This window comes from Polynucleobacter sp. HIN9 (genome assembly GCF_030297635.1).
Taxonomy (GTDB): Bacteria; Pseudomonadota; Gammaproteobacteria; order Burkholderiales; family Burkholderiaceae; genus Polynucleobacter.
In genome coordinates this window covers 892,582-916,221 of sequence record NZ_AP028140.1, presented here as the reverse complement: position 1 = coordinate 916,221, position 23,640 = coordinate 892,582, and the positions used below count along the sequence as shown (strand labels likewise).

The 23,640-nt window shown below is 48.4% G+C and carries 30 protein-coding genes; 18 read left to right on the top strand and 12 right to left on the bottom strand.

Features of this window, described 5'->3' with window-relative positions; genetic code table 11:
* Nucleotides 1-13: 13 nt before the first annotated feature.
* The 7 genes from QUE62_RS04855 to mnmH are packed head-to-tail and all read left to right on the top strand — an operon-like array spanning nucleotide 14 to nucleotide 3,536.
* Nucleotides 14-445 (top strand): YeeE/YedE family protein, encoded by a 432-nt coding sequence (locus QUE62_RS04855; RefSeq protein ID WP_286260923.1) that lies wholly within the window; start codon nucleotides 14-16, stop codon nucleotides 443-445.
* A gap of 4 nt (nucleotides 446-449) precedes the next feature.
* The gene (locus QUE62_RS04850; RefSeq protein ID WP_286222973.1) at nucleotides 450-887 is read left to right on the top strand and encodes a YeeE/YedE family protein; all 438 of its coding nucleotides are present in this window, start codon (nucleotides 450-452) and stop codon (nucleotides 885-887) included.
* A 29-nt stretch (nucleotides 888-916) separates the two neighbouring features.
* Nucleotides 917-1,261, top strand: coding sequence for a protein tyrosine phosphatase family protein (locus tag QUE62_RS04845; RefSeq protein ID WP_286222972.1), 345 nt, complete (start codon nucleotides 917-919; stop codon nucleotides 1,259-1,261).
* An 8-nt stretch (nucleotides 1,262-1,269) separates the two neighbouring features.
* Nucleotides 1,270-1,575, top strand: coding sequence for a 4a-hydroxytetrahydrobiopterin dehydratase (locus QUE62_RS04840; protein WP_286224805.1), 306 nt, complete (start codon nucleotides 1,270-1,272; stop codon nucleotides 1,573-1,575).
* Between the two features lie 5 nt (nucleotides 1,576-1,580).
* Nucleotides 1,581-2,018, top strand: a complete 438-nt coding sequence (locus QUE62_RS04835; RefSeq protein WP_286227431.1) for a DUF2244 domain-containing protein — start codon at nucleotides 1,581-1,583, stop codon at nucleotides 2,016-2,018.
* Nucleotides 2,019-2,067: 49 nt separating this feature from the next.
* Complete coding sequence (locus QUE62_RS04830; RefSeq protein ID WP_286222969.1) at nucleotides 2,068-2,493, top strand: acyl-CoA thioesterase; 426 nt, start codon at nucleotides 2,068-2,070, stop codon at nucleotides 2,491-2,493.
* Nucleotides 2,490-3,536: a tRNA 2-selenouridine(34) synthase MnmH gene (gene mnmH / locus QUE62_RS04825; RefSeq protein WP_286260922.1), complete on the top strand. Its 1,047-nt coding sequence runs from the start codon at nucleotides 2,490-2,492 to the stop codon at nucleotides 3,534-3,536. The genes QUE62_RS04830 and mnmH overlap by 4 nt, the downstream gene beginning before the upstream one ends.
* 1 nt (nucleotide 3,537) lies before the next feature.
* Here mnmH and QUE62_RS04820 read toward each other — a convergent pair whose 3' ends face one another.
* Nucleotides 3,538-4,716 (bottom strand): acyl-CoA dehydrogenase, encoded by a 1,179-nt coding sequence (locus QUE62_RS04820; RefSeq protein WP_286260921.1) that lies wholly within the window; start codon nucleotides 4,714-4,716, stop codon nucleotides 3,538-3,540.
* A 96-nt stretch (nucleotides 4,717-4,812) separates the two neighbouring features.
* Here QUE62_RS04820 and QUE62_RS04815 point away from each other — a divergent pair, with 96 nt between their 5' ends.
* The 5 genes from QUE62_RS04815 (at nucleotide 4,813) to QUE62_RS04795 (ending at nucleotide 10,413) form a co-directional block, all read left to right on the top strand.
* Nucleotides 4,813-5,520: a queuosine precursor transporter gene (locus QUE62_RS04815; RefSeq protein ID WP_286222966.1), complete on the top strand. Its 708-nt coding sequence runs from the start codon at nucleotides 4,813-4,815 to the stop codon at nucleotides 5,518-5,520.
* Nucleotides 5,517-6,485 carry a protein-methionine-sulfoxide reductase catalytic subunit MsrP gene (msrP, locus tag QUE62_RS04810; RefSeq protein WP_286260920.1) on the top strand — a complete coding sequence of 323 codons (969 nt, stop codon included), beginning with the start codon at nucleotides 5,517-5,519 and terminating at the stop codon, nucleotides 6,483-6,485. Before QUE62_RS04815 ends, msrP begins: the two co-directional genes overlap by 4 nt.
* Before the next feature lie 3 nt (nucleotides 6,486-6,488).
* Nucleotides 6,489-7,097 carry a protein-methionine-sulfoxide reductase heme-binding subunit MsrQ gene (locus QUE62_RS04805; protein ID WP_286260919.1) on the top strand — a complete coding sequence of 203 codons (609 nt, stop codon included), beginning with the start codon at nucleotides 6,489-6,491 and terminating at the stop codon, nucleotides 7,095-7,097.
* The gene (locus QUE62_RS04800) at nucleotides 7,094-8,734 is read left to right on the top strand and encodes a gamma-glutamyltransferase family protein (protein ID WP_286227425.1); all 1,641 of its coding nucleotides are present in this window, start codon (nucleotides 7,094-7,096) and stop codon (nucleotides 8,732-8,734) included. The genes QUE62_RS04805 and QUE62_RS04800 overlap by 4 nt, the downstream gene beginning before the upstream one ends.
* A gap of 71 nt (nucleotides 8,735-8,805) precedes the next feature.
* Complete coding sequence (locus QUE62_RS04795) at nucleotides 8,806-10,413, top strand: ABC-F family ATPase (protein ID WP_286227423.1); 1,608 nt, start codon at nucleotides 8,806-8,808, stop codon at nucleotides 10,411-10,413.
* On the opposite strand, the gene QUE62_RS04790 is transcribed toward QUE62_RS04795, so the two are convergent.
* From QUE62_RS04790 to ygfZ, 10 genes are read right to left on the bottom strand one after another with little or no spacing between them, the layout of a single operon-like run.
* Complete coding sequence (locus QUE62_RS04790; protein ID WP_286222961.1) at nucleotides 10,410-10,643, bottom strand: DUF1289 domain-containing protein; 234 nt, start codon at nucleotides 10,641-10,643, stop codon at nucleotides 10,410-10,412. The genes QUE62_RS04795 and QUE62_RS04790 overlap by 4 nt on opposite strands.
* Nucleotides 10,644-10,646: 3 nt before the next feature.
* On the bottom strand, nucleotides 10,647-11,840 hold the full coding sequence (locus QUE62_RS04785; RefSeq protein WP_286262515.1) for a GNAT family N-acetyltransferase: 1,194 nt from the start codon (nucleotides 11,838-11,840) through the stop codon (nucleotides 10,647-10,649).
* Between the two features lie 23 nt (nucleotides 11,841-11,863).
* A complete protein-coding gene (gloA, locus tag QUE62_RS04780) occupies nucleotides 11,864-12,247 on the bottom strand; it encodes a lactoylglutathione lyase (protein ID WP_286262568.1) in 384 nt (127 codons plus the stop codon).
* A gap of 1 nt (nucleotide 12,248) precedes the next feature.
* A complete protein-coding gene (locus QUE62_RS04775; protein ID WP_286222959.1) occupies nucleotides 12,249-13,040 on the bottom strand; it encodes a peptidylprolyl isomerase in 792 nt (263 codons plus the stop codon).
* Between the two features lie 28 nt (nucleotides 13,041-13,068).
* Complete coding sequence (locus QUE62_RS04770) at nucleotides 13,069-13,347, bottom strand: BolA family protein (protein WP_286227420.1); 279 nt, start codon at nucleotides 13,345-13,347, stop codon at nucleotides 13,069-13,071.
* Nucleotides 13,344-13,895, bottom strand: a complete 552-nt coding sequence (locus QUE62_RS04765) for a septation protein A (protein WP_286224794.1) — start codon at nucleotides 13,893-13,895, stop codon at nucleotides 13,344-13,346. Before QUE62_RS04765 ends, QUE62_RS04770 begins: the two co-directional genes overlap by 4 nt.
* The gene (gene msrB / locus QUE62_RS04760) at nucleotides 13,892-14,302 is read right to left on the bottom strand and encodes a peptide-methionine (R)-S-oxide reductase MsrB (protein WP_286224793.1); all 411 of its coding nucleotides are present in this window, start codon (nucleotides 14,300-14,302) and stop codon (nucleotides 13,892-13,894) included. Before msrB ends, QUE62_RS04765 begins: the two co-directional genes overlap by 4 nt.
* Before the next feature lie 21 nt (nucleotides 14,303-14,323).
* A complete protein-coding gene (locus QUE62_RS04755) occupies nucleotides 14,324-15,790 on the bottom strand; it encodes a protein adenylyltransferase SelO (RefSeq protein ID WP_286262513.1) in 1,467 nt (488 codons plus the stop codon).
* A 2-nt stretch (nucleotides 15,791-15,792) separates the two neighbouring features.
* Nucleotides 15,793-16,650, bottom strand: a complete 858-nt coding sequence (locus QUE62_RS04750) for an NRDE family protein (protein WP_286262511.1) — start codon at nucleotides 16,648-16,650, stop codon at nucleotides 15,793-15,795.
* A gap of 17 nt (nucleotides 16,651-16,667) precedes the next feature.
* Nucleotides 16,668-17,600, bottom strand: a complete 933-nt coding sequence (gene ygfZ, locus QUE62_RS04745) for a CAF17-like 4Fe-4S cluster assembly/insertion protein YgfZ (RefSeq protein WP_286262509.1) — start codon at nucleotides 17,598-17,600, stop codon at nucleotides 16,668-16,670.
* Nucleotides 17,601-17,658: 58 nt separating this feature from the next.
* Here ygfZ and mltG point away from each other — a divergent pair, with 58 nt between their 5' ends.
* The 6 genes from mltG to QUE62_RS04715 are packed head-to-tail and all read left to right on the top strand — an operon-like array spanning nucleotide 17,659 to nucleotide 22,648.
* Complete coding sequence (gene mltG, locus QUE62_RS04740) at nucleotides 17,659-18,768, top strand: endolytic transglycosylase MltG (protein ID WP_286262507.1); 1,110 nt, start codon at nucleotides 17,659-17,661, stop codon at nucleotides 18,766-18,768.
* A 4-nt stretch (nucleotides 18,769-18,772) separates the two neighbouring features.
* Nucleotides 18,773-19,408, top strand: coding sequence for a dTMP kinase (gene tmk, locus QUE62_RS04735; protein ID WP_286262505.1), 636 nt, complete (start codon nucleotides 18,773-18,775; stop codon nucleotides 19,406-19,408).
* Nucleotides 19,409-19,461: 53 nt separating this feature from the next.
* The gene (locus QUE62_RS04730) at nucleotides 19,462-20,601 is read left to right on the top strand and encodes a DNA polymerase III subunit delta' (RefSeq protein ID WP_286262504.1); all 1,140 of its coding nucleotides are present in this window, start codon (nucleotides 19,462-19,464) and stop codon (nucleotides 20,599-20,601) included.
* 11 nt (nucleotides 20,602-20,612) lie between these two features.
* Nucleotides 20,613-21,401 carry a TatD family hydrolase gene (locus tag QUE62_RS04725; protein WP_286262502.1) on the top strand — a complete coding sequence of 263 codons (789 nt, stop codon included), beginning with the start codon at nucleotides 20,613-20,615 and terminating at the stop codon, nucleotides 21,399-21,401.
* A complete protein-coding gene (locus QUE62_RS04720) occupies nucleotides 21,398-22,111 on the top strand; it encodes an ankyrin repeat domain-containing protein (protein ID WP_286262500.1) in 714 nt (237 codons plus the stop codon). Before QUE62_RS04725 ends, QUE62_RS04720 begins: the two co-directional genes overlap by 4 nt.
* 57 nt (nucleotides 22,112-22,168) lie before the next feature.
* Nucleotides 22,169-22,648 (top strand): ion channel, encoded by a 480-nt coding sequence (locus tag QUE62_RS04715; RefSeq protein ID WP_286262499.1) that lies wholly within the window; start codon nucleotides 22,169-22,171, stop codon nucleotides 22,646-22,648.
* Nucleotides 22,649-22,651: 3 nt separating this feature from the next.
* Here the strand turns inward: QUE62_RS04715 and QUE62_RS04710 are convergent, their stop codons facing one another.
* The gene (locus QUE62_RS04710; RefSeq protein ID WP_286224682.1) at nucleotides 22,652-23,632 is read right to left on the bottom strand and encodes a DUF3108 domain-containing protein; all 981 of its coding nucleotides are present in this window, start codon (nucleotides 23,630-23,632) and stop codon (nucleotides 22,652-22,654) included.
* Between the last annotated feature and the right edge of the window lie 8 nt (nucleotides 23,633-23,640).

Genomic DNA, 23,640 nt, shown 5'->3' with positions numbered 1-23,640 from the left:
TTAAAATGATGTCATGACAATTGATTGGACATCCTTTACCCCGGGGCCCGCTCTAGTAGGCGGTATTTTGCTGGGAATTGCGGCTGCGCTATACGTTCTCATCAACGGTCGTATTCTCGGAATCAGTGGCATTTTGGGCGGCTTAATTGGCCCCAAGAAAAGCGATTGGTTATGGCGCGCCAGTTTCATATTGGGATTGTTAACCGCCCCTTTGTGGGGAAAGTATGTGTTTCAGATGAGTACAACCGCAGTCATTGATGCGGATTACATCACGCTCATCGTAGCTGGTTTATTAGTAGGCTTTGGTGCTCGCTATGGATCGGGCTGCACCAGTGGTCACGGCATTTGTGGTTTATCGCGCCTGTCTCCACGTTCCTTGCTGGCGACCCTCACATTTATGGGTTGTGGATTTTTAGTGGTGTATCTCGTGCGGCATTGGATCTAAGTCGATGAATCAAAATCAATCCTTCTTTTCAAACGGTAGCGAGTATCTCATCGGCGTTTTGTTTGGTCTTGGTTTAATGATTTCAGGTATGACCAATCCTGCCAAAATCTTGGCCTTCCTTGATCTGGCTGGCAACTGGGATCCATCTCTCATTTTTGTGATGGGCGGTGCTGTGCTTGTAGGGCTCATTGCTTTCTACTTAGCCAAGAAACGCACCCAGAGTTTTTTGGGTGGCGCAATGCATATCCCAACTCGGCGCGACATTGATCGTCCCTTAATTATTGGTAGTGCAATGTTTGGTGTGGGTTGGGGACTTGCTGGTTTTTGTCCGGGGCCTGCGCTGGTCTCTCTTGGTTCCGGTGAAACCAAAGCCTTAGTTTTTGTCGTCGCCATGGTTGCGGGTATGTGGTTGTTCGAGCGAACCCAGAAAAAGTCTGTTTAAATTCTTGATGAGATATTTGTAAGGATCCTATGAGCGTTCATATTTCATGTCACAACCCCAATTTTGGAACCGCTGGTCAAATTGAGCCGACCGATGTTGCTCAAATTGCACAGCAGGGTTACAAGAGCATTATTAATAATCGCCCAGATGGTGAAGAGGGCCCAGAGCAACCTAGCAATGCTTCCATCGCTGCCATGGCCAAAGAGCATGGCCTTGAATATGCCTACTTACCCGTGGTGAGCGGTGCAATTACTCCCGAGCAAGTGGTGGAGATGGCCAAGCTCCTTAAGGCAATGCCGCAACCGATCTTAGCCTTTTGCCGCTCGGGCGCGCGCTCAACCTTTTTGTATCAACTGGCCTTACAAAACTCTTAAGTATTGCCATGGCAAGCCTTCTCAGTGCAGACGAGCGCTTGGCCATTGCTACTGATCTAGCGCATTGGGCAATGGTTGCTAATCGAGATGCCATTACCCGTTCGTACCAGTTTAAGGATTTCAAGGAAGCTTTTGCATTCATGACACAGTGCGCACTCATGGCTGAGCAAATGAATCATCATCCCGAGTGGTTTAATGTCTGGAATCGGGTTGAAGTTACGCTCTCGACCCATGATGCTGGCGGTCTCACAAAACTTGATCTGGATTTGGCGCGATCCATGGATCAATACGCCAATGCTCTCTTAGCAAAATAATCCCCATGCGTACGTGGCACACGAAACGAAATTGTTCGTTCACGCCACGCCAGGTTGGTTATTTCTATTTATCGATGTTTCTGTTTTCATCGTTTATTGCCACGTACTTTTTGCTTCATGGCGTTTGGATGATTCTGATCTTCACCGTGATTGAGTTAACCGTATTAGGTATTGCGCTGATCGTCTACGCACGTCATGCGCTCGACTACGAATCAATTGCCATCGATGGCACGGCCCTAAAGATTGAGAAGAATATTGGCGGAAAGATTGAACGTCACGTATTTAATACCCGTTGGCTAACGCTCACACAAGAGGAGAGCGGTAAGCGTTTAATTCGGGTGGAGGAGAGAAGCAAGGAAATGCCGATCGGTATCTTCGTGCCTCTTGATGCAAGGCCTCAGTTCTACCGGGATCTGCGCGCCCAAATACGGATGGAAGCATAAGCCTAGAGGTAAACTAGCGCTTTGCTTTGTCATTTAGAACTCCTCAATCATGCGCATTGAAATTCCTGCCGATAAGAAATTTGTTCATGAAACGATCATCCCATTACGTTGGGGTGATATGGATGCATTTGGTCACGTGAACAATACACTTTACTTTCGGTACATGGAGCAAGGCCGTATTCATTGGATTGAGTCTTTTGGATTCGGTGCGCATCACGATGAAGGTGGTGCCTTAATTGCAAACGCATTTTGTAATTTCTATGCCCAAGTAAGTTACCCTGCTGATATTGTGGTGCGTACCTATATTGGTAAAGTGGGGCGTACCAGCGTGGATACCTATAACCTCATGTCGCTTGCTAGCAATCCAGAAGAACTATGTGCAGCCGGTGGCGCAACCTTGGTGTGGGTTAACCTCAAGACCAATCGTCCTGCACCGTGGCCAGAGCCAATTAAGCAAAATTTAGGGCTGCGTTGAGTTCCGCTTTACTCCCTCCTGAATTGTTGGGTCAGGATTTAGATCAGTTTGATTGCATCATTGATGCGCGTTCACCTGCTGAATATGCCTTAGATCATATTCCAGGCGCGATCAATTGCCCGGTATTAAACAATGAAGAGCGTGCTACTGTTGGCACACTGTATAAGCAAGAGTCTCCCTTTGCAGCCAAGAAATTAGGTGCTGCTCTGGTTGCTAAAAATATTGCCAGTCATTTGCAAGAACACTTTATTCAAAAGCCGCGTGAGTGGCGACCTTTGGTGTATTGCTGGCGGGGCGGGGAGCGAAGTGGTGCCTTTGCTCATATTCTGCAACGAATTGGTTGGAAGGCCCAGCAGCTGCAAGGTGGCTATCAAGGGTATCGGCGTCAGGTGGTTGCTGATCTTGAGCGATGGGCGCCACATGCAAAGTTCACCGTTATTTGTGGCATGACTGGCACCGGCAAAACTCGTTTATTACAAGCCTTAAATAGTCACGCTCAAGTTTTGGATCTCGAGGGTCTCGCGGCCCATCGTGGCTCAGTGCTGGGTGGCTTGCCTAATGAAGTGCAGCCCAGTCAGAAAATGTTTGAGAGTCGCCTATGGAATGCGTTACGGCAATTTACATTTGATCAAACCATTTATGTCGAGTCGGAGAGCAAGAAGGTGGGTTGCCTGCATATTCCAGATGCTCTGATGGATCAAATTCGGCAGGGGGATTGTGTTGAAATCAAAGCGGATCGCTCGGTGCGGGTCGATGTACTGATGGAAGAGTACGTCCATCTCTTAAGTGATCATGATGGGCTGCGGCATTTGCTGAGTCTGTTGACGCAACGTTATGGTAAGGAACAAATTACCAAATGGCAGCAACTGGCCGCTGAGGGGCGCTACCCAGTATTGGTTGAAGAATTACTGATTAAGCACTACGATCCAGCGTATCAAGATTCAATTGCTCGTAACTTCAGCCAATTTCAAAATGCTCGCACTCTCACGGTTCAAAGTGCGCAGCAGGCAAGCTATCTTGAATTAGCGCAGCAACTTTTGTAATCTAGCTAAACGCCTGAATTCCCGTTTGGGCTCGACCCAGAATGAGGGCATGAATATCGTGCGTGCCTTCATAGGTATTAACCACCTCAAGATTGAGCATGTGACGGATCACACCGTACTCATCCGAGATACCATTCCCGCCCAACATATCGCGTGCCATCCGTGCAATATCAAGCGATTTGCCACAGGAGTTGCGCTTCATGATGGAGGTGATCTCAGGGGCAGCGCTTCCTTCATCCTTCATGCGCCCCAATCGCAGAACGCCTTGCAGTGCCAAGGTAATCTCGGTTTGCATATCGGCTAATTTTTTCTGGATGAGTTGATTGGCTGCGAGGGGTCTGCCAAACTGTTTGCGATCTAAAGTGTATTGGCGCGCTGCGTGCCAACAAAATTCCGCGGCACCGAGTACTCCCCACGAGATGCCATAACGCGCTGAGTTTAGACAAGTGAAGGGGCCTTTCAGACCCGTAATTTCTGGGAACTCATTTTCAGCGGGCACAAATACTTCATCCATTACGATTTCACCGGTAATCGAGGTGCGCAGTCCTTGTTTGCCAGTGATTTTGGGGGCGCTTAAACCCTTCATGCCCTTTTCAAGGATGAAGCCCCGAATCTGATCATCATCGTTCTTTGCCCACACCACAAATACATCAGCAATCGGGGAGTTGGAGATCCACATCTTGGAGCCTGTGAGCGAGTATCCACCAGGAACTTTCTTAGCCCGCGTGATCATGCCACCGGCATCTGAGCCGTAATTGGGTTCTGTGAGACCAAAGCATCCGATCCATTCTCCAGTAGCTAATTTAGGAAGGTACTTTTGCTTTTGAGCCTCGCTACCGAATTCGTAAATGGGTACCATCACTAATGAGGATTGCACACTCATCATGGAGCGGTAGCCAGAGTCAACTCGTTCAATTTCACGGGCAATGAGGCCATAGGAGACGTAATTGAGGTTAGCGCCACCGTATTCCTCGGGAATGGTAATGCCAAGCAGGCCCAATTCACCCATTTCTCGAAAGATGGTGGGATCGGTTGTTTCAGAGCGATAGGCCTCATGCACCCGCGGGGCCAGCCTCCCCTGAGCATACTCACGGGCCGCGTCGGCAATCATGCGCTCCTCGGTGGTCAATTGGTCTTGTAAGAGGAGGGGGTCTTCCCAATGAAACTGCGGCTTACTCATTATTTACCTATTCTGTGAATTCATGCCAATACCGCTATTCTATGAAATATTTCCCCTTTTAACCGCCTCACCGAACCTATAAGGCCCTAACACCCCATGCGTCGCCAGTATCGCTATTACGACCTAATCCTGGGGGCATTCGTCGCGGTGCTGCTTTGCTCAAACTTCATTGGAGCCGGTAAGGCGGCGACGGTTGAGCTGCCATATTTTGGTTACGTCATCTTTGGCGCCGGGATTTTATTTTTCCCCATCTCATACTTCTTTAGCGACATTCTGACCGAGGTCTATGGCTATGCCTATGATCGTCGCGCGGTGTGGGCTGGATTTACGGCCCTTGGCTTTGCTGCCATCATGGCCTTGATCGTGATCGCGCTACCTGTAGCACCGGGATCCTATATGGCGAACTATCAGCATGGTCTAGAAACGGTCTTTGGTAATTCTTGGCGGATCGCATTGGCTTCCATGCTGGCATTTTGGTGCGGCAGTTTTACGAATAGTTATGTGCTGGCCAAGATGAAGATCTGGACCCAAGGGAAGTATTTATGGACACGCACAATCGGCTCAACGGCGGTTGGTGAGCTGGTGGATTCTTCATTATTCTATTTCTTGGCCTTTTATGCGATTTGGCCCACGAATGAGATTATTCAGGTAGCGATTGCACAATATATTCTCAAAACCTCGTGGGAGATTTTGGCAACCCCGCTGACCTATGCGGTGGTGGGATACTTGAAACGTAAAGAGAACGAGGATTATTACGACACCAATACTAATTTCACACCATTTCAATTAAAGGTAGATCGATGATATTTAAAGACCCAAGAATTCATCCCAGTCAAATCACTCCACGTGCGATTGTTGAGAACCGTCGTCAATGGTTAAAAACCATTGCCCTGGGAAGCGCAGCAGTGGGCATGGGATCCTGGCTTGAGCGCGATGCCTTTGCTAAAACAGCAGCGCCCCGCGAGAAGCTTCCAGCAAAGTTTAATGAACAGTACTCCACCCGCGAGACCCAAACCTCGTATGAGGATGCAACCACCTACAATAATTTCTATGAGTTTGGAATGGATAAGGATGATCCTGCCAAGTTTGCCGATCGTTTACAAACTAGACCCTGGACCGTATCAATCGAGGGGATGGTAAAAAAACCGGTCACACTCGATATTGATGCACTACTGAAGTTGGCACCCATGGAAGAGCGCGTTTATCGACTACGCTGCGTGGAAGGTTGGTCGATGGTGATTCCATGGAATGGCTATGCCTTATCGCACCTTCTCAATCGAGTGGAGCCCCTGGGCTCTGCCAAGTATGTCGAGTTTATTAGTCTGGCTGACCCTAAACAGATGCCTGGATTAAAGCGACCCGTACTCAATTGGCCTTATCGTGAGGGTCTGCGGATGGATGAGGCCATGAACCCATTAACTCTGCTCACATTTGGGATGTACGGTGAGTTATTACCCAAACAAAATGGCGCTCCCATTCGTTTGATCGTACCCTGGAAGTATGGCTTTAAGAGCTCCAAATCCTTAGTAACGATTCGCTTGACCGAGAAACAACCGCTCACGAGCTGGAGCGCATCCGCACCACGCGAATATGGTTTTTATTCAAACGTCAATCCAGCGGTGAGTCATCCACGTTGGAGTCAAGCCACGGAGCGTCGCATTGATGGTCGGGGGATCTTTGCACCCAAGATTAAAACTGAGCCCTTTAATGGCTATGGCGAGTATGTTGCCAAGCTCTATGCAGGGATGGATTTGCGTAAGTTTTACTAAAGCATGCTTGCAATTACGCAGATCAAGCGCTGGCTCTTTGTTGTAGCGCTGATTCCGCTTGCCCGTTTATTTGTTCTTGCCTATGCTGGACAGCTGGGTGCTAATCCTGTCGAGTTCATTACTCGTTCAACTGGTACCTGGACCATTACCATTTTGTGCATCACCTTGGCCATGAGTCCAATGCATTGGATAACGGCATGGTCTGGCTGGATCCAAATGCGTCGGATGATGGGGCTATTTACATTCTTCTATGCATTCTTACACTTCACGATTTGGTATTGGCTGGATCACAATCTTGATTTCCAAGAGATGTTTGCAGACGTGATTGAACGCCCATTCATTACAGTAGGGTTTGTTGCCTTTGTTTGTATGAGTCTATTAGCAATCACTTCGAACCGAGCAGCAATGCACTGGTTGGGGCGAAGCTGGAGGAGTCTGCATCGTCTCATTTATTTGATTGCCATTCTTGGAGTGCTGCATTACTTTTGGCATAAGGCCGGCAAAAACGATTTTCAGACCGTTTACATCTATGCTGGGATAATCTTGATATTGTTAGTAGTGCGGATTCCCGTTATCCGTGAACAACTTCGAAGAATAAAGACACGATCATGAGCTCACCGTTTAATTGGCACAACCCATATCCCACTGTACGGATGCCCGTTTTTGGCCGCAATATTTGCTCAACCTCCCATCCCTATGCCGCTCAAGCAGGATTAAAGATGATGCAGCAGGGGGGTAACGCAATTGACGCTGCCATTGCTGCCGCAGCGGCCTTAATGATCGTTGAGCCAGTTTCTAATGGCTTGGGCAGCGATTGTTTTGCTATCGTTTGGGATGGGCATGAACTACATGGTTTAAATGCCTCAGGGGTCTCACCAGCCGACTGGAGTCTTGACTACTTTGCCAAGAAGTATGGTCGTGATACACACGGCATGACCAATCGCCCCATGCGAGGGTGGGATAGTGTGACCGTGCCAGGCGCCATTGCTGGCTGGGAGGCGCTTCATCAGCGCTTTGGATCCTTGTCTTTGGCTGATATCCTGCAGCCCGCCATTGAGATTGCAGAGCGCGGGCATGCGGTTGCACCAATCGTGGCGCATAAGTGGGCTGCCGCTTTGAAGGAGCTTAGCCCCCAGCCAGGTTTTGCTAAGGCATTCATGCCAAATGGTCGAGCACCACTCACGGGTGAGATCTTTCATTTTCCAGCAGCTGCACGAGCGTTAAGGCAAATTGCTAACAAGGGTATCCGGGATTTTTATGAAGGTGAGATTGCCAAATCAATCGTTGAATTTGCTCAGGAGCACCAAGCGGCATTGAAGGCCAGTGATTTAGCCAACTATCAGCCAGACTGGGTTGGCACCATCTCCACTCGGGTGCAGGGCTATGACGTCCATGAGATACCCCCAAATGGCCAGGGGATTGGCGCCCTAATGGCGATGGGGATCTTAGAGAACCATAATCTATCAAAGTATCCAGTAGACGGTGTCGATAGCCAGCATTTGCAAATCGAGGCCATGAAATTAGCCTTTGCAGATATTTATCGCTATGTAGCGGATCCACGCTCGATGGAAGTCAGCTCCGAACAAATGCTTAATCCCAAATACCTTGCCAAGCGAGCAGGGGAAATTAATTTACAACGCGCCACCCAATTTACCTTTGGCATGCCCAATACGGGGGGTACTATCTATTTAAGTGCGGCTGATGAAAAGGGGCGCATGATCTCGTTTATTCAGAGTAATTACATGGGTTTTGGCTCTGGTGTAGTGGAACCGAATTGGGGAATTAGTTTTCAGAATCGGGGATATGGATTTTCATCAGACCCTCAATCACCCAATGTGGTGGCAGGCAATAAGCGACCATTTCATACGATCATTCCGGCATTCTTAACTAAAGAAGTGAATGGCAAAACCGTTCCCCAAATGAGTTTTGGAGTGATGGGAGGTGATATGCAACCGCAAGGGCATTTACAAACCCTCTTGCGCATGTTGGTCTATCAACAGCAGCCCCAAGCTGCGTGTGATGCACCGCGTTGGAAGATCAATCGAGATTTCAGTCTCGATGTCGAGGCCAATATGGATCCTCAAACGGTTAAGGGCCTCATCGAACGGGGGCATGTTCTGAAAAAGGTGGATGATCCCTATATGGATTTTGGTTCTGGCCAATTTATCTGGCGCCTATCTGATCAAATTGACGATGGCTATGTTGCAGCAAGCGATAGTCGCCGAGATGGGCTTGCTGCTGCGTATTAAGCATCACTGGCATGGAAGACCGTTAAAATAACGAGCTTTGCCAGCACGGCATCATTATTTAGAAAGTTCTTGTGTTAAACGCGTCTAATATCACCATGCAGTTTGGGGCAAAACCCCTGTTTGAAAACATCTCAGTCAAGTTTGGTGGCGGCAATCGCTACGGCTTAATTGGCGCCAATGGTTGTGGCAAATCAACCTTTATGAAAATCCTTGGCGGAGAGTTGGAGCCATCGGCTGGCAATGTCAGCCTTGAACCCAATATTCGTTTAGGAAAGTTGCGTCAAGATCAATTTGCGTACGAAGATATTCGGGTGCTCGATGTAGTGATGATGGGCCATGCCGAAATGTGGCAAGCGGCGGCAGAGCGCGATGCGATTTATGCCAACCCCGATGCCACTGACGAAGAATATATGCGTGCGGCTGAGCTCGAAGCCAAGTATGCCGAGTTTGGTGGCTATACCGCTGAAGCACGTGCTGGCGAGTTGCTGCTTGGGATTGGCATTCCACTAGAGCAACACAATGGCCCGATGAGCAATATTGCACCGGGCTGGAAATTGCGTGTCTTGCTTGCTCAGGCATTATTCTCGGATCCAGATGTGTTGCTGCTTGATGAGCCAACCAATAACTTAGATATTCATTCGATTCATTGGCTCGAAGAAATTCTGAATCAACGCAATAGCACCATGATCATCATCTCGCATGATCGCCACTTCCTAAATGAAGTGTGCACGCATATGGCCGATATGGATTACGGTACGCTGAAGGTCTATCCTGGCAACTACGATTCCTATATGTTGGCATCCACCCAGGCACGGGCCCAGCAAATGGCGGCTAATGCCAAGGCCAAAGAGAAGATGGCTGAACTTCAGGCATTCGTGAGTCGCTTCTCGGCCAATGCCTCAAAGGCTAGACAGGCGACCTCACGCCAGCGCCAACTCGAGAAGATTGAGCTGATTGATATTAAGCCCTCATCGCGCCAGAACCCATTTATACGGTTTGAAACTGAGAAGAAGTTACACAATATGGCAGTGGAGTGTAATGCGCTCACCAAACAGTTTGATCGGGTGATCTTTAAGAACTTCAAGATTGCGATTCGTCCGGGTGAGAAGATCGCGATTATTGGTCAGAATGGCGCAGGGAAGACCACCTTACTGAAAACCATTCTGAGTAAACGCTTTGATGGCATTGCTGCTGATACTGGGGATGTGAAGTGGGCTGAGAATGCCAATGTGGGTGTCATGCCGCAAGATACTAGCGAATGCTTTCCTAAAGATGAGAACCTCATTGAGTGGATGACCCAATGGCGCAAACCAGGTGATGACGATCAGGTCGTGCGCGGGATTCTGGGGCGCCTCTTATTCTCAGGCGATGAGATCAGTAAATCGGTGAAGGTGGTTTCGGGTGGCGAGAAGGGGCGCATGATTTGGGGTAAGTTGATGCTTCAAAAGCATAACGTGCTCGCAATGGATGAGCCAACCAATCATATGGATATGGAGTCAATTGAGAGTTTACAAATCGCCCTTGAGAAATTCGATGGCACTCTGATTTTTGTCTCCCATGACCGCGAGTTTGTTTCAGCCTTAGCAAATAGGATTCTGGAGATCAAACCTGATGGCACGATTAATGACTACTCCGGCACCTATGAGGAGTATTTGCGAAGCCAGGAACTTGCGGGTTAAGATTTTTGCTCGCGGGTAAAGCGCATGGCAGTACCTTCTGCCTGAATACGAACCCAGACCGATTGCTTCTCTTCGGGGCTCATGAAGACCCAGTTGCTGACTTCTAGGGCGGTGCGACCACAACCCTTGCAGATCTCGTCAAAGAGGGTGGAGCAGATCCCAATGCATGGGGAATCAGAATCGCTATCGCCGATTCCCAAAGAATTAGCACCGTTATTGATTGAGCTCATGCCTTACTTTAATGCATCAAGTTCAATCCTGCCGAGGCTGCTTGAATTAGAGTCTTGGCGCAAGGGGCTATGTTCAGCTAATTCATCAAGATATAGGCCAATCCCTTGACGTTCACGCTCCAGAAATCGTGCCACTGCAGCAGCAAAGCGTGGATCACTCAGATGGTGGTATGAGAAGACGCTGGTTGGCATAAACCCTCGCGCCATCTTATGCTCACCTTGCGCACCACCTTCCAGGGTTTGGATTCCCTCGCGGATGCAATACTCAATTGCTTGATAGAAGGCGGTATCAAAATGCAGACAGGGATGTTGCTCCACGCACCCCCAATACCGCCCATAGGCTTTACTTTGTTCACGATCAACGACCAATAGAGCGCTGGCAATTGCGCAGCCTTCACGCTTGGCCACGATCAAATGAAGATTACGGGGCATCTGCTGCGCCCACTCCTGAAAAAAGAGTTGATTTAGATAGGGAGTGGAGTAGTGGTTCTGATAGGTATTGCGATAACAGCGATAGAAGAACAGCACATCCTCCTCGGTGACTAACTCTCCGGGAAGGTGTTCAAAGGTAATCCCTGCACTTTGTACCTGCTTACGTTCACGCTTGATATTCTTGCGACGCTTCATGGTGAGGGTAGATAAAAAGGACTCAAAATCATGATAGCCATGGTTATGCCAATGAAACTGCACCGACTCCCGCTTTAAGAATCCCGCCTCACTAAGAAGCTTTGCCTCCTCTTCGACAGGAAAAAGAAGGTGGGCAGATGATAGATTTAGCTCGCCAACCAATTGTTTTAAACCGGTAATTAGGGCTTCTTGATGCTCAGTTGATCGGGCTAATAATCTCGAAGAGGTAACCGGAGTAAATGGGATGGCGCTCAGTGCTTTTGGAAAGTAGGGAAGCCCTGCTTGGGTATAGGCCTCTGCCCAGGACCAATCAAAGACATATTCTCCATAGGAGTGAGTTTTGAGATAGAGAGGCAATACGCCAAGAAGCGCGTCACTATCAGCTTCATAGAGCGCCAGATGCGATGGCTGCCATCCCGTTTCTGCAATCACGCAACCGGTTTTCTCTAAAAGACTCAGAAATGAATACTGCATGAAGGGGCCGGCAGTGGGCGGGAGGATTGAATCCCATGCCTGCTGTGGGACATCCGAAATTTGATTTAGAACCCGAACCTCATACTTAGCTTGCATATAAATCAGCCAAGTGCATCCAATCAGCGTTGAATCAGTTCGATCTTGTATCCATCGGGGTCGGTGATGAAGGCAATTAAGGTTTTGCCACCCTGAACTGGGCCGGCAGGACGAGTAATCGTGCCTCCAGCAGCAGCAATATCCTCACATGCCTTGTAAACATCGGGGAAAGCAATTGCGATATGACCGTATGCGCTACCGTGGTCATACGTACTCACGCCGTAGTTGTAGGTGAGCTCAATTTCTGCCTGCCCATCCTCATTACCACGCCCAAATCCCACAAAGGCTAGGGAGTACTTTTGCTCCTCGCGATTGGTCGTGCGCAATAAGTTCATACCTAATACCCGGGTGTAGAAATCAACCGAGCGGGCAATGTCGCCCACGCGCAGCATGGTGTGCAAAATCATCTTACTCAATCCGGGCTCTCTCGCGAATCTTCTTCATCATTTCAGAGAACTTAGCCTTTTGCCAGGCCTGATCTTGCATCAGCATTGTCTTTAACTGTTCCTTGATTTCAGCCATTGGGGGTATCTTCACATCACGTACGTCTTCGAGCTGAATAATATGCCAGCCAAATTGGGACTTCACTGGCTTATCGGTCATCTGACCTTTTTGTAAAGAGGTCATTGCCTTAGAAAACTCAGGAACGAGTGCCTTATCGCTTACCCAACCAAGCTCTCCACCCTCAGGAGCAGAGCCGGGATCTTTGGAGTTAGCCTTGGCCAGATCGCCAAACTTTGCACCGGCCTTGATCTTGGCAATAAGAGCTTTGGCATCCGCTTCTTTTTCTACCAAGATGTGTCGTACTTTGTATTCTTTGCCGCCAAATTGACTCTTAATGGAATCATATGCCGTTTTGTAATCTTCTTCGGTAATGCCGCCTTTATCAATGTAATCATCAAACAGGGCTGCTACTAATACTCCCAAACGAGCCTGCTCAATTTGATCTTTGACATCGTCCTTTTGACTCACGCCGCGCTTATCCGATTCTTGAATAATCAGTTCACGGGTAATGAGAAGTTCACGGCCTTGCTCACGAATTTTTGGATCGCTTGCAGATTGCCCTGAATTTTTAATGAGGCGATCAAGCTGCGCCTTGGGAATGGGCTTGCCGTTCACAATCGCTGCATTTTGAGCCATTACAGCGGTACTCATGAAGCCGATAGAGCAGACGAAGATGATTTTTTTGGTCAGACGCATATAGAGAATAAAGAGGCTAAAAGAGGAATTATGACTCATTTGGTGCAAGTGCATGGATGGCCAGTGCGTGGATCTCGTGCGGCATGAACCCTTTCAATGCACCATATACTAAGCGGTGACGTGCCACGCTGTTAAGACCCGTAAATGCCTGCGCAGTAATCCTGATCCGAAAGTGACCTGCGCCCCCAGCAGCACCCGCATGACCAGCATGCAAATGACTCTCGTCTTCAATGACTAGATGAGATGGCTGGAGTTGCTTTTGCAAACTAGACTGAAATGCGGCAATACGCTCTTGATTGGTCATCATGCTTCGTCCGTCTCCATATGACGACTTAACCACAGTCCTTGGGCAATGATGAAGAGAATAAGCAAACCAATGCCACCAAAGAGTTTGAAGTTCACCCACACATCCTCAGAAAAGGTATAGGCCACATAAAGGTTCAGAACACCCATGAAGAAGAAAAATGCCGCCCAGGCATGATTGAGCTTAATCCAGACTGAGCGTGGACTACCGGGTTTCAAGGTCACTTGCTTTCCCATGAGGCTCTCAATCCAATTTTTCTTAAAGAACTGGGCGCTAAAGAAGAGCACTGCTGCAAATAACCAATATAAGACGGTGGGCTTCCACTGGATAAAGGTTTTATCTTTTAAGAGTATGGTGAGACCACCAAAGACAACAATGAGCACTAAGCTCGCCCACTGCATGCCCTCAATTTTTTGCCGACGCAGATAAAGCCACACGATTTGGGCAATAGTTGCAATGATCGCCACGATGGTTGCTACATAGATATCGGCAAGCTTGAATGCAGCAAAAAAGAGAATGACCGGGAATAGGTCAAAGAGAAATTTTTTCATGAGGATTGCTTGAGGGTGGCGTTTTGACTTGGCTCAAAGCGCAATGACGCAGAATTAATGCAATAGCGCAGTCCAGTAGGCTCTGGACCGTCTTCAAAGACGTGTCCAAGATGGGCATCGCAGTTTGAGCAACGGACCTCGGTTCGGATCATGCCATGCGTCAAATCACGATGTTCGCTAATAACCTGAGGATTGGCGGGGCTGTGATAACTTGGCCAACCGCATCCGGCATCAAATTTGGTGCTTGATACAAATAATGGCGTGCCACAGCAGACACAACGGTAGAGACCATTTTCCCAATGATCCCAGTACCGACCTGAGAAGGGTGGTTCGGTTGCCGCTTGGCGCGTTACCCGATACTCAATCTCCGATAGCTCTTGACGGTATTGCTCATCACTTTTAGTCATAGATTGGATTGTAAAGAAGGATTAAGAGGAGCAGCTAAGGACAACATCCTCGAGCTCTTTGGGGGGAGGGGTAGCGTAAGCTTCATGCTCTGGCTGTTCTGCAAACGGATTTTCAAGGATCTGGAGGAGTTTTTGGACTTCCGAAAAATCATCCTGCTGGGCGAGTTCGATGGCGCGCTGTGCCATGTAATTACGCAAAATAAATTTCGGATTAGTATTGAGAATAGCACTCTGTCGATCAATATCAGACAGCCGTTCAAGTTTTAGTCGATCCAAGTAAGATTGCATCCATTGATCGAACCCTTGGCGGTCAATGAAGTGATCGCGCAATGGATTGGTTTGATCATCGGCTTGCGATTGAACCTGAGCAAAAAGACGGAATGTGTTTGTGAAATCCGCTCGATTCTGATGCATTAATTCCAGCAAGTTCTCAATTAATGCGAAATCATTGGCGTGCTCATTCATTAAACCCAGCTTTGCACGAAAGCACCGTAACCAAGCCTCACGGTATTGATTCGGAAATTGCTCGAGGGCGGTTTGTAATTTCTGCTGAGCCTCTTCGGTTGAATACCTCTTCTCCAATAAAGGCAATATGCCGCCTGCCAAACACGCCATATTCCAATGCATGATTTGTGGTTGGCGATGATAGGCATACCTTCCTTGCGAATCACTGTGGTTGCAGATGTGATCCATTTGAAAGCGATCCATCATTCCAAAGGGGCCGTAATCGATCGTAAGTCCCAAAACGCTGATGTTGTCACTATTGAGAACCCCATGGCAAAAGCCCAAGGATTGCCAATGTGCCACAAGCTCAGCAGTGCGACGACTAATCGCTGAGAATAATGAAAGATAAGGATCATCACCATCTCTGCACTCTTGGTAATGGCTATCGAGAAGATACTCGGCCAATTGCTGGAGATGCTCGGTTTGGCGCGCAGCCGCATAGTGCTCAAAATGACCTACGCGCAGAAAGCTGGGGGCTAAGCGCGTACAGACCGCTGCAGTTTCAAGGGTCTCACGCATGACTGGTTTTTTGGATCCCGTCACCGCTAAAGCTCGACTAGTTGGTACGCCAAGAGCATGCATGGCCTCACTAGCCAAAAACTCACGGATGGATGAACGCAATACGGCTCGGCCGTCCCCCATGCGCGAATAGCGGGTGATGCCCGAACCTTTTAATTGAATCTCATAAGGACCAATATCGCCCAAAAGGATAGCGCGACCATCGCCCAGTTGCCCAGCCCAGATACCAAATTGGTGACCGCTGTACGCTGTGGCGATTGGGTTAGAAAAAGCATGTTCTTTGGTAGCTAATGTATTACCACTTAAGACATCCAACCAAAGTGGGTCGGCAGGAAGACCAGATTCATTAAGGGCAATACCGAGCTCTTGTCCGAGTAAAGATGAGAATCCGACCCAATAGGGCTCTGGTAGGGGAGTGGGTGCAATTGATTGACAGGTATCGTCACCCTGTAAGGGAAAAGCCATTGCTACACCGAGTAATTAGCCCAAGCAGAGCCAATTAAATTTCCGGTAATTACATCGTGCGCAATCACGCCCTTGGCATCAAAGCGCCGCTCCACCATCTCATAGTTACCGTCGTTACGAACTCGCAATACTGTGCTTGAACGCGTGCCGTAATGTTCGGTCCGAATAAAAGCCGAGGAAAGCGCTTTCTCCCATTCCAAACTAACACCGGTGCTTGGAAGTTCACGTTCAGGTGCCTGATTGTCATCGGCTAATACATGGAGATAGGCATCGGCATTTTTTAAGCCGCCAGCATCCATGGCTAGAGTTTGAGCAAACGCAGCAATCCGGTGATTCACTTTGGGCCATGGAGTATCGAGCATGGCATTCGATAGCCCATAGACGCCTGGAGTTAGTGGCTGACTTGGAAATGTTTTGCGGGGGCGCACGGATTTACCCATCACCACGCGATTGCTCACCCAGTGCATTTGAGCATCGCTCGGATCACTCAGATCAGCCATCAATAGATTAAAACCGTTGTACTGATCAAAGCGCTTGCTGTGCTTCTCAATAAAGTGGCTGGGTTTATCTGGGTTCGTAAGATATAAAAAGGGTAGCTCACCTCGGGTTCTCGCATCAGGTTTTTTCTCACTGGGTGAGCGCACGTTCGTAAGTGCAGAAAAACGCCCCTGCCGATTGAGCCCTAACCAGGTGCCTGGACTACCAATCACATCAGCATGATCTCGACCGGCCAATACATCTGGATGCTCAGGCCACCAAGCAATGCCAGTGGTATTGCGCTCGTAGAACTCATCCCGATTGGCAGCTACCACCAATGGGTATTTTGGGTGCGATTTCCAGGCAAATAAAATGAGGCACATATCAATACTATGCCTGATTAAATCTCGATTAGGGAATAGGGTAGTTTTCCAAGCTCCAGACTGGGGCCGCTAGCGTCACCAAGATGAAGTTTGCCGCTTTGCGCAAGTTCTGATTTGCATTCAATTTGAAGATCCACCCAATCAGGGTTATTCGAATTAGGTGCTGAGAGCACGATCATTCCGGCCGGCTGACCTGGATCCTCTTCATGAAAAATCTCGGTCGCTGGCGGGCAGAACTCAGAAGGAATTTGTGCTTTAGCCAAATAGAGGCGACGCTTAATCGCCCCTCGATATTGGCTGCGAGCAACGACTTCTTGGCCTGGGTAGCACCCTTTCTTGAAATCGACCCCACCCACGGATTCCAGGTTCACCATTTGAGGAACAAATTGGTCCTGCGTAGCCGCCACAATTCGGGGAATGCCACTGGCTACTTCAGTTGTATTCCATTCACGTGAATTGAGTTGGGCGTCGACTGTCATTTGGGAGGCAAACACAATCCGCTTTATAGGATTTGTGTCACTGGGGGATTGCATCGCTAAGGCAATTGCATCGGCCGGAAGGCGAGGGAGAAGCCCCTCAATAGTCTCAAGAGAGCCATATACGAGCCAATCATCACTGACGTCACGAATCACGACCTTGGAACGCAAAACGAACATGCTCAGTCGTTTTGCAAATGCCGCAGCAAGATCGCGTGAGACAAATAAAGCATATTGCGTTACTGCTTGGGATGAATGCAAACTAATCCATGCAGAGGCGAGTAAGCGACCCTTTGCCGTGCAATATCCAGTCAATCGGGCGGCTGAACTTCCATGAGCAATTGCTCCGGTGGGGGTGGTGGTTAACCCGAGCACTGAATTCGTTAACTGACCTTGTAAAAATGAACTTGCATCAGATCCCTCAACCAGAATCAAGCCCCAGTCTGGTAAGCGGCAAATAGCAAGTGAGTTCATAGTGTTGCTTGATCGATGATGGTCATGTCAGTTCCTTAGCCTTTTATCATAGTGCTATGTGCAAAAACTTTCTAAATCATCGAATTCCTTATTTCTTGCCATGGCTCTAAGTAAACGGTTACTGGGCATTGGTCTTGTATCGCTCATGGGCATTATTTGCCTGTATTACCTTGCTTTATTCACATGGGGCGTGGTGCCACCCAAATCTGCTTTGTCCAGCCAGGCCAAGGTAGAAGATGCTGCCGTGCGGTTTAAGGTGTTACCGAAATCCGGGGTCTCAAAGATCGCAAGCCAGCTGCAAGACCAGGGAATTGAGGTGCCTGTTTTGGTCTTCCAAATTGGCGCCCGATCCCTTGGAGTCGCTTCATCATTAAAGCCCGGCACTTATGAGTTTCCGGCCAATGCAAGCTTGGGCAGCATACTGCTGCAAATGGCTCGGGGCGATCGAGTTCGGGAGGTTGTGAAGCTTATTCCTGGCATGACCATATGGCAGGTTCGGGCAGCAATTGATGCGCACCCAGCACTAACTCATCAAACGAATTCGCTCAGTGATGCAGAGCTCGCTAAGCTCTTAGGGCTAACACAGCCGAGTGCAGAAGGGTGGTTATTTCCAGACACCTATGTATTTGATCCCGATGATTTGGATTCGAGTATTTATCAACGTGCGTATGTGGGTATGCAAAAGCAATTAGCGAATGCATGGGATCTTTATCTGCAGGGCCAGCCGAATGATCGGGTCTTAAAGAGTCCGTATCAATTACTGATCCTCGCCTCGATTATTGAGAAGGAAACTGGCCAAGCGTCTGAGCGTGGATTAATTTCTGGGGTATTTCATAATCGGCTCAGAAAGGGCATGATGTTGCAAACTGATCCAACGGTCATCTATGGAATCGGCCCACGATTTGATGGCAATATCCGAAAAACCGATTTACGCCGCGATACTCCCTACAATACCTATATGCGCTATGGCTTACCTCCAACCCCAATTGCAATACCCTCTAAAGAATCGCTAATTGCCGCTGCGCAACCCGCCCCCACGAATGCACTGTATTTTGTTGCCAAGGGCAATGGCAGTAGTCATTTTTCCGCATCCTTGAAAGAACACGAGGCTGCGGTTGATCGCTATCAGCGCTTACCTGCGCAATCGTCAACCAAGTCGGTGAAGTAACTCCATGAATATCAATCGCCCCGGTTTTTTTATTAGCTTCGAGGGCATCGATGGTGCCGGGAAGAGTACGCACCTTGAAGCCTTTGCCAAGCATTTAGGGCACTGCTATCCCAATCATGAGGTTGTGCTCACCCGTGAGCCAGGCGGCACCCCTTTGGGTGAAAAACTCAGGCAGCTCTTATTGCAAGAGCCGATGCATATTGAGACTGAAGCCTTGCTCATGTTTGCTGCGAGGCGTGAGCACCTAGCTCAGGTCATCGAGCCCGCCTTACATGCTGGAAAGATTGTGATCTCCGACCGGTTTACCGATGCCAGCTTTGCGTACCAGGGTGGTGGAAGGGGCTTAAGTCTTGACACCTTGAACACGCTTGAGACTCTGGTGCAGGGTAGGGGAGTCGGATTGATACAGCCGGACCTCACGCTCTTATTTGATCTGCCTGGCGAGGTTGCGCAAGATCGCCGGTCCAAGGCCAGAACCCCCGATAAGTTTGAACGCTTGGACCTCCATTTTTTTGAGAACGTTCGCAATGAGTACTTGCGACGTGCTAAGGCCGATCCCGGCCGCTTTATGGTGATTGATGCACGGCAATCGCAAGAGCTGATCTGGAAGCAATTATCAGAAATTCAATTGAATTACTGATGCAAATTACTGATTTATATGAATAATTTCATGATAAGTTTTTTCTAAAATCCATGCCAATAGAAAATATTCATCATGAATCAGTGAAGCTATTGCCATGGTTTGATGCGCTTGGTAAAGCATTCAATTTGGAGGCAACCCCCCAGGCAATTTTGTTTCATGGGCAGCCGGGCATAGGTAAATTTGATTTTGCCCGCTGGCTTTCTAAGGCACTGCTGTGTGAGGCTGATTTGTTCTCAACAGGGCATAAGCCTTGCAATTCTTGCGAGGCATGCCGTTGGTTTGATACTGGAAATCATCCAGACTTTATTGCTTTACTACCGCAAAGCTTAAAAGGGCGCTTGGTCCAAGCTGAACTGGAAGGAAGCCCAAAAATCGACCCTGCGGCCTCTGAGAACCAAGACGATAGCGATGGAAAGAAAGAGAGTGCTTTCATCAAAATTGACGAGGTGAGAGGGGCGTTTGGGGGCATCAATATTGGTTCGCACCGGGGTGGCAAACGAATTATTTTAATTTATCCCTTAGAAAGTTTGCGAGAGGATGCATCCAACACCTTGCTCAAATCATTGGAGGAGCCCAATCCCGACACAATTTTTATTCTGGTGAGCGACCGCATTGATCGAGTGCTACCAACCATACGGTCACGTTGCCAACTGATTGCCTTACCAAAACCAAGTCGGGATGTGGCGCTTGATTGGTTGCAATCTGAGCTGAAATTATTGTTGACTGATACGGTTCGAACCGAGGAACTGGAAGCTACGATCGATGAGCATGCGGGTGCACCGCTAAGCGCAAAGGATCAGATTTTGGTAAGGCATCTCGGCGATGATAAGGATGGCATTGGTCTTGCCATCCATGCCACGAGAGTGTTGTTAGAGGCTTTAAGCAAAGGGCCTCAGATTGCTTACTTGGAATGCGCAGAGAAGGTTCAAAAAGCCCCGTATTCCGCTTTATTAATGTGTATGCAACGCTGGCTGTTTGATTTGCAATTATCTCGCCAGTTAGGGGACGTGCGCTACTACCGCCGGCACGCCCAACTCATCGGGCAACTAGCGTCCCAACTGCAATTGGCAAAAGCTCAGCGATTGTGGTCAACCCTAACGCTAGCTCGTCGTCACGAGAATCACCCCTTGTCCACACGGGTTCAAATGGAATCGATGCTCTTGCAATATCAACAGCTCTTTGCAGACTAAAATTAGCTGTTATGTTTATTGATTCGCACTGCCATCTCGACTTCCCAGAATACCAAGATCGCCTTCCCGAGGTTTTGGGGAATATGATGCGCGCCAATGTGAGTCATGCGCTTTGCATCTCCGTAGACATTCCAGATTTTCCCAAGGTGAAGCAACTCGCCCACACTTATCCAAATTTATTTGCTTCGGTTGGCGTTCACCCGGATTACGAGGAAACCCCGGAGCCAACGCTTGAGTTTTTAGTTGAGGAAGCCAAAGACGATAAAGTCATTGCGATTGGTGAGACCGGGCTTGATTACTACCGAATGGGTGATCGATCCTATGACTCAATGGAGTGGCAGCGCGAACGCTTTCGGACTCATATTCGCGCTGCCTTAGTAGCTAAAAAGCCTTTGATTATTCATACGCGTTCGGCCTCAGAAGATACCTTGCGAATCATGCGAGAGGAGGGCGCTGATGCGATTGGTGGTGTGATGCATTGCTTCACAGAGTCTTATGAAGTGGCCAAGGCAGCAATTGAACTTGGTTTTTATATCTCGTTTTCTGGAATCGTGACCTTCAAGAATGCCAAGGATCTTCAGGCAACCTGTAAGGCCTTGCCTTTAGACCGATTGCTCATTGAGACCGATTCACCCTATTTGGCTCCCGTACCGCACCGCGGCCAAACCAATGAACCTGCCTGGGTAGCGCATGTGGCGAGCTATATTGCTCAATTGCGTGGTGAATCAGTTGAGCGCATTGCCAAGCAAACTACAGATAATTTTTTTCAATGTTTTCAATTAAATAGAAGTTATTCATGATGCTACGTCGCAGTTTTATTGCTCTTACCGCCCTAAGCTTTATCTCAGGTTTTGCTATTGCCCAATCTCAAGAGCAGGCCGATCGAATGGCGCGCGCTGTCCAATTTGACGACCTTGCGCAAGTGAAAAGGCTCCTACAAGACGGCGTAAGCCCCAATTTGCTCGTTCGCGGCGGCAATCCGATCTCGGTTTACGCAGTGCGAGAGAACTCGCGTACCACCCTCGATTACCTTCTTACTCTTAAGAATTTGGATGTCGACCAACCGAACCTCTCGGGTGAAAACGTTCTAATGATGGCTTCGCTTTATGGGCTGCTACCTGAGGTTAAGACCCTGGTCGATAAGCGGGCCGCTACGATTAATAAATCGGGTTGGACGCCACTGCATTACGCCTGTACTAACGGTCATTTGCAAGTTGCGGAGTTTCTGTTGGATAAAGGTGCTCAAGTAAACGCCTTGTCTGATAGTGATACATCGCCACTGATGATGGCTGTGCGATCTGGAAATATTCAGCTAGTAAGACTATTGCTTGATCGTGGCGCCGATTTGCAAATCCGCAATCACCAAGGCTTTAGTGCCATTGATGTTGCAGACTTATTCAATCAAGAGGAGATTTCGAGAGGCCTGCGTTCGCGCTGGGAAAAGCTCTATAAAACCAAATATGAAGGGGGTCCAAAGCCAGTAGCCGTGGAATCCCAGCCTAAGGGCTAAATATCATATTTGCGTATAATCATTATTATGTCAAATAACATATAACATTCAATGGCGATGTCATCCCTTCCAAACTTCTTTACTCTGGCGCGGCAAGTTGGTGAAAGCTTCCCAGACCAGCTAACCGTAGTCTTTATGACCGCGATCGGTATGCTAGTTGCTCATGCACTACTGATTCTATTAATTGGCAAGATTTACCAAGTGCTGATTGATTGGGCGGATAAGCGCAATATCTTTTGGCTGTCGATCCCGTTTTATATGATTGCTGTTGGCCTGGTGTTAATGACCCATTTGGTCGATATTGTGGTGTGGTCCTACGCACTAATTGCACTGAAGATTTTTGAGGTCGATACCAACGCCTTTTACTTTGCTGGCGAGATGTACACCACGGTTGGGTATGGAAGCTTTCCATTACCGGATAACTGGAAAATTCTACCGATCGTTGTTGCCTTTAGCGGAATATTTGCTGCCTCGATGTCTGGGGCGGTCCTCTTTAATATGATTGGTCAGATTATCCGCAAGAAAACAGTCAAATAAGTTTTACTTGGGCAAATCTGCAATTGGGTCGACTTGCTTTAGAAATAGTTCAAAGGTTCGACCCTTTTCATTTTCCAGGCGCACCCTACCCGGTATCCAGCCAAAATCTTTCACTAACCATATGTCATTTCTGCGCTTGTGGTCCATCTCCTTGACAGGTAAGCGCTTGTAGTGCCGCAGGACCGTGGGTCCTAGAGTCGATACTGCATCCGATAATTCTTCACCTTGGCTTTGAAAGCGCCAGGTCTCCACTGTATCCAAATTAGCAATTGGAACTTCTCGCACGGTACCTTTTTCATCAATCTGATCATTGCCCGCTAGTAGTGATGCAAGCTGCATCATGAGACTGAAACGATCTTGGGTGCCAGGTGGAATATCTTTTAATTGATCTGGCTTTTGAGAGAAGAATAACTTCCCTCCCCCCTTATCATCGCGATCAAATCGGGTAAATCGTGCTGGCCGGCTCCCAAGGTGCTCCACATAAAAATCAGGGGCCAATCCGTAGGCATCAATCTTTCCTCGGGATTCAAAGATAAATGGCCCAACAAATGCATAGGGAATATTGATGAATAATCGATAGCCAAGTTTTGGATCAAATTGCCACTCGATTGAAGCCGTTTGCAAGTATTGGCCATCGAGATAGGCATCGTAGTAATAAATACCAGGATCGGGAACTCGAAAAGCCTGACCTTCTTGCTCCACTTGCCCTGCACCGTTCCCGCCATCGGACTCAATGATCGCGCCATCGCCCACTGCGTTTGAGCTTTGATCCCGCACGGTTGGCTCAGGTGCGGCCGGTTTACTTAACTGAACTTTTTTAACAGGCTCGACACGCAGCTCGGCGACGGTCACATCTTCTAATGGAGCCGCCTTAGAGAATAAAAAACTGGGAAACCCAACAAATATGTAAAGATGGACCAATACCGATATGGTGATTGCAAACAGCACAATCGTACGCGGTTTGAGTAAGCGCAAACCATTCATAAAAAGAC